General features: G+C 40.3%; 9 protein-coding genes. 2 read left to right on the top strand and 7 right to left on the bottom strand.

The genetic code is table 11. The features are described 5' to 3' along the window. Positions 1–252: 252 nt before the first annotated feature. Entirely contained in the window at positions 253–918 is a 666-nt protein-coding gene (gene queE / locus AABI99_RS16715) for a 7-carboxy-7-deazaguanine synthase QueE (protein WP_338367223.1), read from the bottom strand. A gap of 145 nt (positions 919–1,063) precedes the next feature. Here queE and queC point away from each other — a divergent pair, with 145 nt between their 5' ends. Next, positions 1,064–1,720, top strand: coding sequence for a 7-cyano-7-deazaguanine synthase QueC (queC, locus tag AABI99_RS16710; RefSeq protein ID WP_338367221.1), 657 nt, complete (start codon positions 1,064–1,066; stop codon positions 1,718–1,720). A gap of 99 nt (positions 1,721–1,819) precedes the next feature. On the opposite strand, the gene AABI99_RS16705 is transcribed toward queC, so the two are convergent. Further along, positions 1,820–2,269: an isoprenylcysteine carboxylmethyltransferase family protein gene (locus tag AABI99_RS16705; RefSeq protein WP_338367220.1), complete on the bottom strand. Its 450-nt coding sequence runs from the start codon at positions 2,267–2,269 to the stop codon at positions 1,820–1,822. Between the two features lie 190 nt (positions 2,270–2,459). Here AABI99_RS16705 and AABI99_RS16700 point away from each other — a divergent pair, with 190 nt between their 5' ends. After that, complete coding sequence (locus tag AABI99_RS16700; RefSeq protein ID WP_338367219.1) at positions 2,460–2,702, top strand: hypothetical protein; 243 nt, start codon at positions 2,460–2,462, stop codon at positions 2,700–2,702. Here AABI99_RS16700 and AABI99_RS16695 read toward each other — a convergent pair. The 5 genes from AABI99_RS16695 to AABI99_RS16675 all read right to left on the bottom strand — a co-directional run bounded on the left by AABI99_RS16695 (position 2,699) and on the right by AABI99_RS16675 (position 8,818). Beyond that, on the bottom strand, positions 2,699–3,736 hold the full coding sequence (locus tag AABI99_RS16695; RefSeq protein WP_338367218.1) for a hypothetical protein: 1,038 nt from the start codon (positions 3,734–3,736) through the stop codon (positions 2,699–2,701). The two genes, AABI99_RS16700 and AABI99_RS16695, sit on opposite strands and share 4 nt — an antisense overlap. A gap of 95 nt (positions 3,737–3,831) precedes the next feature. Then, the gene (locus AABI99_RS16690; RefSeq protein ID WP_338367217.1) at positions 3,832–4,509 is read right to left on the bottom strand and encodes a tRNA (adenine(22)-N(1))-methyltransferase TrmK; all 678 of its coding nucleotides are present in this window, start codon (positions 4,507–4,509) and stop codon (positions 3,832–3,834) included. Further along, positions 4,510–5,448: a class I SAM-dependent methyltransferase gene (locus tag AABI99_RS16685; protein ID WP_338367216.1), complete on the bottom strand. Its 939-nt coding sequence runs from the start codon at positions 5,446–5,448 to the stop codon at positions 4,510–4,512. After that, entirely contained in the window at positions 5,449–7,443 is a 1,995-nt protein-coding gene (uvrB, locus tag AABI99_RS16680) for an excinuclease ABC subunit UvrB (protein WP_338367215.1), read from the bottom strand. It abuts the gene before it with no gap. Between the two features lie 4 nt (positions 7,444–7,447). Next, positions 7,448–8,818 carry an MATE family efflux transporter gene (locus AABI99_RS16675; protein ID WP_338367214.1) on the bottom strand — a complete coding sequence of 457 codons (1,371 nt, stop codon included), beginning with the start codon at positions 8,816–8,818 and terminating at the stop codon, positions 7,448–7,450. Positions 8,819–9,935: the final 1,117 nt, after the last annotated feature.

Genomic DNA, 9,935 nt, shown 5'->3' with positions numbered 1-9,935 from the left:
TACTTATCGTGAACGTTATTAATTACTTTTGCCCTAAATGTAAGAAAAACCAGGTATTGCGTTCAGTTGTAAGCTATCGCTGTGGTGAAGAAATTAATTAACCCCATTTAACGGAATAAGGTTAGAGTTGTTAGGTGCGGGTATTTACCATCGATATTGGCGGTTCGTTGGGTTTCGTTTCACTCAACCCAACTTACGAATTAACGCGCAGCTTATCGCTTACGGCTAAGCACTCACAGCTGCCCTTGCGCTTTAGCTAATCCCTAAATACTTATGTACTTGCACCGATAAGCGCCAGTTTTTGGCAATACAGGTGTCGATGGCTAATTTAGTGGCGGATACTTTTTGGCTGATTGGCTGTAAATAAACAAGCTTAGGGTTAACACCTGTTTTAGTAAATAGTTCTTCTAGCTCTTCTACATGCTTTTGCATGGCAACAGGGTGTTTAATTTCGTTGGCACGCTTCATAGCGCTGGTAAGTACTTCGTAGCCGCCGCGCATGTTAATTTTAGGCGATACGGTAACCCATGTTTGCTCTGGGGCGAGTATTTCAAAGGTGCCGCTGGTTTCTATTTGTGTCGTGAAGCCATTATCGTGTAGCAAGTTACACACTGGGTTTAAGTCGTACATGCATGGCTCGCCACCGGTAATAACCACGTGTTTTGCGTTGTAGCCACGCGATTTAAATAGCTCAAGTACTTGCTCGGCGCTGGCATCGGCCCAATGATCAGAGTCGGCTTTTTTTTCTACCGTTTCATCAAGCGATACTTTGTACACGTTATCGACTTCCCAAGTTTGTTTAGTATCACACCATGCGCAGCCCACTGGGCAGCCTTGCAAACGCAAAAATATTGAGGGTGTGCCGGTAAAACTTGCTTCACCTTGGATGGTTTCAAACACTTCATTAATTTTGTACAAAAGAGATCTCACTTACTGCCTAGCTGCTAAATTGCTACTATAAAAGACGAAAAAGCGCTGCCCAAAAATTGTTATTTAAGCTGCGCCCGTGTAGTATATCGCGCCCTGATATAAACCTCTATTAAAACTAAAGAGCAATCCAGATATGACGCAAAAAGTAGTTGTTATTTATTCCGGCGGTATGGATTCGTTTACCGTATTAAATAAAGCCTTACAGCAAGGCCATGATGTTTATGCCCTTTCATTTGACTATGGTCAGCGTCATGTTAAAGAGCTTGAAGTGGCTGCAAACGTGTGTGAAAAACTTAATGTTCCGCATAAAATTGTAGATATATCAGCTATTAACCAACTTATCGGTGGTTCATCACTTACTGATGATATTGAAGTGCCAGAAGGTCATTACGAAGAAGAAAGCATGAAAAGCACCATAGTGCCTAATCGTAATATGATTTTGCTTTCGCTGGCGGTGGGTTATGCAGTCTCTTTAAAAGCAAGCAAAGTATATTATGGCGCGCATTCGGGCGATCATGCTATTTACCCTGACTGCCGCCCTGAGTTTGTACAAAAAATGGATGATGTGTGTCGTATTGCTAACTACGATGCTGTAGAAATTTTTAGCCCGTACCTAAATAACACCAAAATTGATATTTTAACCGATGGCATAAAAATGGGCTTAGACTACAGCCAAACGTGGACCTGCTACAACGGGCGCGAAAAAGCCTGTGGTAAATGTGGTGCCTGCCAAGAACGTTTAGAGGCATTTAAACTTAATAACGTCACTGATCCAATCGAGTACGAATAATCCTAGTTATGGGGTTTTCAGCGAAAGCACGGTTAATTTATTAGCGCTGAACGCAAAAAGGCTATCATTTCGATAGCCTTTTTTTGTGATTGCTTAAAGTTAAAGCCAGCGTTTTACTTTGTTTTTATACTCAGTGAATTCTTGGCCAAATAACTTAGTTAACGCTCGCTCTTCTGGAATTATTTGAAAAAGCGTTAAATACACAATAAAGCCAATAATACATAACAGTGCCCACAGCGAACTCAGCCAAACACCCCAGCCCGCTAAAATAAATGCAAACCCAACATACATAGGATTGCGCGAAATTTTATAAATGCCGCTGGTTACCAACTTTGATGCCTGCTCGGGCTTATTAGGGTTTACTGTGGTTCGGGCAAGCTTAAAGCTAACGACTCCGGCTATACAAAATGCGCACCCTATAATGACTAAGCTTGCTGCTAAGTAGGTAATAAACGCTGTAAAATCAATAACACTGTAATGCGCGATTAAAGCCATTATGCCTGCAAAAACCAACACTACAATAACCGGTGGAATTTTATTATTTAACATAGCAACTCACTGTATTAATTATAAAATGAATAGTCTTTAGTCCTTTTAGTATTAAACAACAATCGTTATGTATCAATAATGAATGGTGTATAACCTACCTCGACAAATAAAGTTACAATTGTCAGGTTCAACCGAAGTTAAATATGGTTATACTTTATACAATAGTTAAAAATATAAAAAGGAAGTGGTTATGTCTGGCACTACAATGATAGTTCTGATTGTTCTTATTTCGGTTGGCTCTGGGGTGATTTATGATATGTACAAAAAGCACCTTGAATTTAAGCATAAAATGCTAAATAGCAATCAAGATGCCAATAAGCAACTGACGGAGGTAACCGAGCAGGTGGTAGCTTTAAGGGAGCGTGTGCAAACGCTTGAGGCCATAGTGACAGATTCAAGCTACACAACAAAAGAAGAAATTAACCGACTTTAAAATCGATATAAATGGGCATTTTCTGGCTGCTCTATGCCATGGGCAGCTAAAAAACCATCTATGGCTTGGTCACACCCTTGAGGCGCACGCGAGCTGTCAATTTCAAAATTCAGTTTATTTGCATGTTGTTTGCCAAGTGAGCACAAACCTAAAGCTTTTGGCGAACGCATTGCGACGCTAAGCTCTCCTATTTTTTTTATACAATTGTGCTTACTGAATCGCGCAAATCCCTGATATTTAAATTGCTCGCTGACATACTCGTTGCTGATATTGATTAGAGCATCAATAATGCCATGTAAAAAACTATTTTCGCTGCTATCGCTGGTTAAAAATGAGAAAGTTTTGTTATTAAACTCGTTTAGCTGGCAGCTGTCGCAATGCAACTTAACTGTATATAGCCATTGGTGTTCGCTCAGCTGTTGCATGGACTCAAGTGATACCTTGGCACCTGCATAAACAATTCTATCTATAAGCTTATCAATGGTGTAACTTTGCGTGCTGTTTTGCGATGATTGTTCGCGAACCAGCTCTACGTTTTGCGCCATAACGGGCAAATCATGATGATTATTAAACGGTGTGCTGGTCGTGCTGTTATCATGAATAAGCTGAAATAGTTCTCTTACCTCATGCTCTCGCGCTATTTTAAGGGCTAAAAATGCAGTTTGAATAAGCTCTGAGGTCGGTAGATTTTCTTCTACTATCCAGCGCCTGCCAAACAGTAATTTTTTTGCTGTGCCATCACCCGCGTAACCACTGGTTTTGTAATTATCGGGGCTGAGTACGGCAACTTGTAGATAAAGTTGCTCATCTTTTTGTGCAGCAAGCACTCTAAAATGCGCTGAAAAATTAATATTTTCTAGTACTTGATTAACGCTTTGTAAGGTGTGTTTATAGCGTAAAAAGTGTTGCGGGACTATCCAGCTGTTATTAGCAAGCTGCACCAAGGGCGCATACGAAATTGGCTGCTCGTAACTGTTTTGCCATTTTTGATCTGCACTGAGCAGCGACTCGAAGCGATTCTTATTATCTAACATACATAAACCAAATAAATTCGCACACGGCGATGTAATCTATGTTGATGTTACGTTTTTGCAAGGTAAGTTAGATCACACAAATCACGCCATAAAAGTCATTTTTGAGTATCACTGAGTTTTTTATAATCTTCTATAACTTTTTGATAATAAAGCTCATCTTTATTAAGCATTTTATTATAATGAGTGAGCAACTGGTTCAGGTATTGCCTATGTGGTAAACGAGTTAAATCCCACATATTAGCGCCGGTACACGTAAGCACGGTGGCACTGTTTTGACTTACTTCTATGAGTTCATAAAACCGCTTGTTATCACAAATCAGCTGCTCACTGTTAAGAGCAAAACCTAATTTGGCTAAGCCACTGCGTAAATGGTAAGTATGATAGATAGGACACAGTATAAAGCGCGTATTAGCTACCGTGTCAGCGCAATTATTTTCAACTATCCCGCTTACAAGTTTGAGTAACAACTCGCCACCTACCCCCGCAATGATCACTGTATTAGAGGCACCAGGAACGAGCTTTATTGCTCTTACATCTTGGCAATGTACTTTATATTGCGTATCACTTGGCAGTGTTTGGCTAATATTTGCTAGTTGCTCGCTCAGCTCGGCCATTATTTTATCTACCACATCTACAAAATTAACCTGTTTTGCAGCGCGGCGCCTTAATAATGCAATGCCTAAGTAACCATGATCGCAGCAGCAATCCCAAATAACATCAACCGGGTTAGTAATTAGCGCATTAATTGCGTTTAAACGCTTACTCAGTTTCATTTAAGTTACAGTGTGCGCCGTTTTATACACTAACGCTTTTAAGCTTTTATCGCTGTCTACTTCAATAAAACGAGCTGTTGGCGCTAAGCGCTCTACAAACTTGATTGCTCCTTGAGTATGCTCGTTTATTAAAGCTTTAAAGGCATCTTCGCTAAGCTCTGGGCTATTAGCGCATAATAAAAGCTGTGTAGTATCGCATAGTAGTTCGGGCAATCTGCGCAGTACCTTTTGATAATCTTTAGTCAGGACAAAACTGCCCTTTTGAAAACTTGGCGGATCAACAATAATTAAATCATACGGGGCTGCTTTTTTTAATTTTCCAAACGATTTTAAAATATCGTGCGGTAAAAAACTAACTCCGCGCTCAAAACCATTGAGTTGATGGTTTTGCTTACCGACTTTAAGTACACCTTTGCTCATATCCATGTTCATAACATGATCAGCGCCGCCGTGCATTGCTGCAAGCGAAAACCCGCACGTGTAAGAAAACAAATTAAGTACTTTTGCATGTTTACTATTGGCATAAACAAACTCACGGCCGCTGCGCATATCCGGAAAAATGCCAGTGTTTTGGCGGCTTGTTAAATCGACTAAAAAACCAATGCCATTTTCTTTTACCACATGGGGTGACGGGAGCTCGCCATATACTAAGCGATTGGTGCTTTGTAAGCCCGCACGTTGTTGATACACCAAAGCCGATATTAACTCTGGGCGATGCTGCTGCGCCCACTCCCACAGGGTACTGGTAAGTTTGTTTAATGCGCCTTCATCAATCTCTTGATACGAAATCAAAAACAAACTCGGCGGGTAAAAGTCTAAATTTATATGGCTTAGCGACTCTATACTATGGCCACGGCCATGAAATACACGGCATAGTTCGTTTTGTAATAGTGGCGCATCTGCTAAAGCGCTGATAAGGGGCGAAAAATCGGTTGTCATTTAGTTAATCAACTGTTGTTGTAGTTCGTGTATTTCATCGCGTACAGACGCGGCTTTTTCAAATTCAAGATCGTTAGCATAGGCATGCATTTTGCCCTCGAGCTGTTTGATTTGCGTTGAAATTTCTTTTGCACTGAGTATTTGCTTAGACTCTTTACGCACCAGCTTAAGGTTATCTTGTGGTGCGGCTTCTTCACCCACATCCATAATATCTGTGATCTTTTTCACCAGTGCTTTAGGCTCAATACCATGCTCTACATTATATGCATGCTGTTTTTCACGTCGACGTTGTGTTTCATCAATGGCTTGTTTCATCGATTTTGTGACTTTGTCGGCATACAAGATGGCACGTCCGTCAAGGTGACGCGCAGCACGGCCAATAGTCTGTATAAGTGAACGCGTAGAACGTAAAAAGCCTTCTTTATCAGCATCTAAAATAGCGACTAAGGCTACTTCTGGCATATCTAAGCCTTCTCGTAATAAGTTAATTCCTACTAACACATCAAACACGCCGGCGCGTAAATCGCGAATTATTTCTACACGCTCTACCGTGTCTATGTCTGAGTGAAGGTAGCGTACTTTTACGTTATGCTCGCTCAAATAATCAGTTAAATCCTCAGCCATGCGTTTAGTAAGTGTAGTAACGAGTACCCGCTCACCTTTTTCTACACACTTATAAATTTCTGAGAGTAAATCATCTACTTGAGTGCCTACAGGGCGTATTTCTATTTCTGGGTCTAACAGGCCTGTGGGGCGTATAACCTGCTCTGCGACCTCGCCTGCACTGCGTTCTAACTCAAAATCGCCAGGTGTAGCCGATACATAAATCGTTTGCGGTGCAATAGCTTCAAACTCTTCAAATCGTAATGGACGATTATCCATTGCAGATGGCATTCTAAAGCCGTATTCCACTAAGTTTTCTTTGCGGCTTCTATCACCTTTATACATAGCGCCAATTTGCGATACAGTGACGTGAGATTCATCGATGATCATCAATGCATCATCAGGCAGATAATCAAGTAATGTAGGTGGTGGATCGCCCGGTGTGCGCCCCGATAAATAACGGCTGTAGTTTTCTATGCCCGAGCAATAACCAAGCTCGGTCATCATTTCTATGTCGTATTGTGTACGCTGCGCTATGCGCTGCTCTTCTACCAATTTATTAGCACTTAATAATTGTGCTCTGCGCTCTTTAAGCTCGGCTTTTATTTTTTCTATGGCATCGAGAATTTTTTCGCGTGGTGTTACATAGTGCGTTTTAGGGTAAATAGTGGCGCGAACTATGTGTTTTTCTACCGCACCGGTAAGGGGGTCAAAAATACTGAGTCGCTCTATTTCGTCATCAAACATTTCTACGCGTATTGCATAGGTATCTGACTCGGCCGGAAAAATATCAACCACTTCGCCACGCACGCGATACGTACCACGGCCAAAATCAATGTCGTTACGGGTATATTGCAGCTCAGCTAGGCGGCGCAGCATATCGCGTTGGTCGACCTGCTCCCCGACTTTTAAAAGTAGCATCATTTTCATGTATGAGTCGGGGTCGCCCAAACCGTAAATAGCCGAAACCGACGCCACGATAATGGTATCTCTGCGCTCAAGTAATGCTTTAGTGGCACTCAAACGCATTTGCTCTATGTGCTCATTAATAGAAGCGTCTTTTTCAATAAATGTATCACTGGCTACTACGTAAGCTTCTGGTTGGTAGTAGTCATAGTAAGAAACAAAATATTCAACTGCGTTGTTTGGGAAAAACTCTTTCATTTCTCCATACAGCTGAGCGGCCAATGTTTTATTATGCGCCATTATTATTGTAGGGCGATTTAAATCGCTAATAATATTGGCCATAGTAAACGTTTTACCTGTACCTGTAGCACCGAGTAAAGTTTGATGCGCAAGACCCGCCTCTAAGCCTTCTTCTAGCTGCTTAATTGCTGTGGGTTGATCGCCCGCGGGGTTAAATTGTGATTTTAGCTCAAAGTGATCACTCATTTATTTACTCCGTTACCATGTTACTGCATATTGCATCTAGCTCTTTTACAAACCATTTGTACGCGACTAACCCTGTGAATACGTTACCGATTGCAGCGCCAATAAATAAACCTATTAAGCCACCTAGCATACTGCCTATATAAGCAAAAGGCAGGTAAAAAACAAATAAACGAATAATACTTAAAAACAATGCATTCATAGGTTTGTGTAAGGCATTAAACGATGAATTTGATAAAATGATCACCCCTTGAAAACCATAACTTAGCGGTATGGTGTATATAAAGAGCTTAATAACATCAATTACAGCTTGCTCTTTACCAAATAATTGGCTTATTACTCCTGAAAGCGCAATGAGTAAAATATAGTTAGCAAATTGCCATATCATCACAAATTTAAGCGTACCAATGTACGCCTCTTTTACGCGGCCTAATTTTCCCGCCCCAAAGTTTTGGCTAACAAAAGGAGGCAACGTCATCGATAAGGCCAGTACTAAAATACAGGTAATCGATTCAATACGGCTTCCCACACCAAAAGCGGCAACCGCTTCGGGTCCATGATTGGCAACGAGTGCAGTCATTACAGCCATGGCGACTGGCGTGAGCATGTTAGCCCCTGCTGCGGGTAAGCCTATTTTAAGTACTTTTTTAATTGCACTTGCCGCTGTTTGACTACCGGCTTTTAAGCTTAATAACCGCTTTTTAATGGCCAGCACATATAAAATAATAATAACGGCTACGCCCCAGGCTATAACACTGGCAATCGCCGCGCCTTCAATACCTAAAGACGGTACTGGGCCCCAGCCAAAAATTAAAATAGGGTCGAGTATGGCATTAATAAGCCCCGCTCCACCCATTACAATGCTAGGTGTTTTGGTGTCGCCACTGGCGCGTAAAACCGAATTACCTATCATGGGGGTAATTAAAAACACGCTACCAATAAACCAAATAGTCATGTACTGATGGATAAGTGGCAGCACTAATTTACCCGCACCTAATAAAGTGAATATTGGGTCAATTAATAAATAACCAATAAACGAGAGTAAAATAACCAGTACGAGGGCCACAATAAGCGACACACTGGCATCATATCGCGCTTCTTCTATTTTGTTACTGCCTAAGGCTTTTGCTATAACTGCAGAAGTACCAATACCCAAGCCTATTGCCAAGCTTATTACCGTAAAGGTTACCGGGAACGTAAAACTCACTGCAGCCAGTGGCTCTGTGCCTAGCATACTTATAAAAAATGTATCGACTATGTTGAACATCATTAACGTGATCATGCCGAAAATCATCGGAATGGTCATTTTCTTTAGTGTGGGTAAGATGGGATCGTTAAGTAAATCTGGGCGTGGTTGAGAATGTGAAGTTTCGCGCATGGAATAAATAAGCCTCTTTTACTGAGCGGGTCATTTTAAAGCATCATCGCAATTCAAGCCATGGATTTATCGATGGATTTCAAACTTATAGTGAAATGATTTTATAAAAATCACTAAAGTTAAATTTTTAAGCTTTTGTGTATAAATACGCCTTTAAAGCGCTAAAAAACAATAAGTGAACATTTTTATTACTTATTTAACATTAAACCTTGTAGATTAGCCGAATTTTTACACAGTACAGTATTAATCTTTACTCTTACAAACACATTTCTTAACCCTTGCACTGTGATTCGCCATGTATTTATAACTATATGATTTTTATTACAATAAAAAAAACGGTTTAAAGTCTTGAAATCGTTGTAGTGCCCTAAAACGCTGGTCGGGACACTGTTCTTAAAGTTTCATAAACAGAGTTATCCACAGAAACCGTGGATAACTCAGCTCAGCCCCCATTTATAAAGGCTTACGCGCTGGCTAATATTCTACTCAGGTCCAACCTTTATATCTGTTTAAAGTTAAAAACTTATCAATGCTTGCAAACAAATAATTAAGTTAAACAAAATTCATGTGCTTCAAAGCACTATATAGCCAACATTTTAATTGGCATTGTAATTAGCAACGCATTGATTGTATTATTTTTGTTCAGGTTTTTAATATAATCCGCTATGCAAATTATCAGCGCGCTTAACTAGGTTTAAATATCTTAATACGAACAAACTCCCTCACTGGATTTTATAAAAAGATCTGCTAATAGGATTTATAGCTCGTTTTATGACAAACAGATTAAGTACAAGTTTAAGGACTAGTGGTACTAAATTTAAACTTAAGAGCGTTTTTTAGACATAATTTAAACTGCACTTCTATTAGACGATGCGATTTTATCTTTGTTGGTATCAGTTTTAATAAGGATTTATCGTCATGTTTTGCTCAAATAGAGTTATAAAATGCGCAGATCGAACATAAAAACAACGAATAAACTTCTTTTTTAAATTTATGACTTTTATATGTTGACACTTTGCAGCTCCATCATTAATATTTCGCCCCGTTGAAAGGCAAGACGCTTCCCCCTTAGCTCAGTTGGTTAGAGCGACGGACTGTTAATCCGCAGGTCCCCCGT

This window comes from uncultured Pseudoalteromonas sp. (assembly GCF_963922945.1).
In the GTDB taxonomy this organism is placed as follows: domain Bacteria; phylum Pseudomonadota; class Gammaproteobacteria; order Enterobacterales; family Alteromonadaceae; genus Pseudoalteromonas.
This window is presented reverse-complemented; position numbering and strand designations above follow the sequence as displayed.

What these genes read in the sequence shown, in the direction of transcription:
- AABI99_RS16705 (WP_338367220.1), bottom strand. Translation starts at nt 2,269, where the DNA reads ATGTTAAATAATAAAATTCCACCGGTTATTGTAGTGTTGGTTTTTGCA.
- AABI99_RS16700 (WP_338367219.1), top strand. Translation starts at nt 2,460, where the DNA reads ATGTCTGGCACTACAATGATAGTTCTGATTGTTCTTATTTCGGTTGGC.
- AABI99_RS16690 (WP_338367217.1), bottom strand. Translation starts at nt 4,509, where the DNA reads ATGAAACTGAGTAAGCGTTTAAACGCAATTAATGCGCTAATTACTAAC.
- AABI99_RS16695 (WP_338367218.1), bottom strand. Translation starts at nt 3,736, where the DNA reads ATGTTAGATAATAAGAATCGCTTCGAGTCGCTGCTCAGTGCAGATCAA.
- AABI99_RS16685 (WP_338367216.1), bottom strand. Translation starts at nt 5,448, where the DNA reads ATGACAACCGATTTTTCGCCCCTTATCAGCGCTTTAGCAGATGCGCCA.
- queC (WP_338367221.1), top strand. Translation starts at nt 1,064, where the DNA reads ATGACGCAAAAAGTAGTTGTTATTTATTCCGGCGGTATGGATTCGTTT.
- uvrB (WP_338367215.1), bottom strand. Translation starts at nt 7,443, where the DNA reads ATGAGTGATCACTTTGAGCTAAAATCACAATTTAACCCCGCGGGCGAT.
- AABI99_RS16675 (WP_338367214.1), bottom strand. Translation starts at nt 8,818, where the DNA reads ATGCGCGAAACTTCACATTCTCAACCACGCCCAGATTTACTTAACGAT.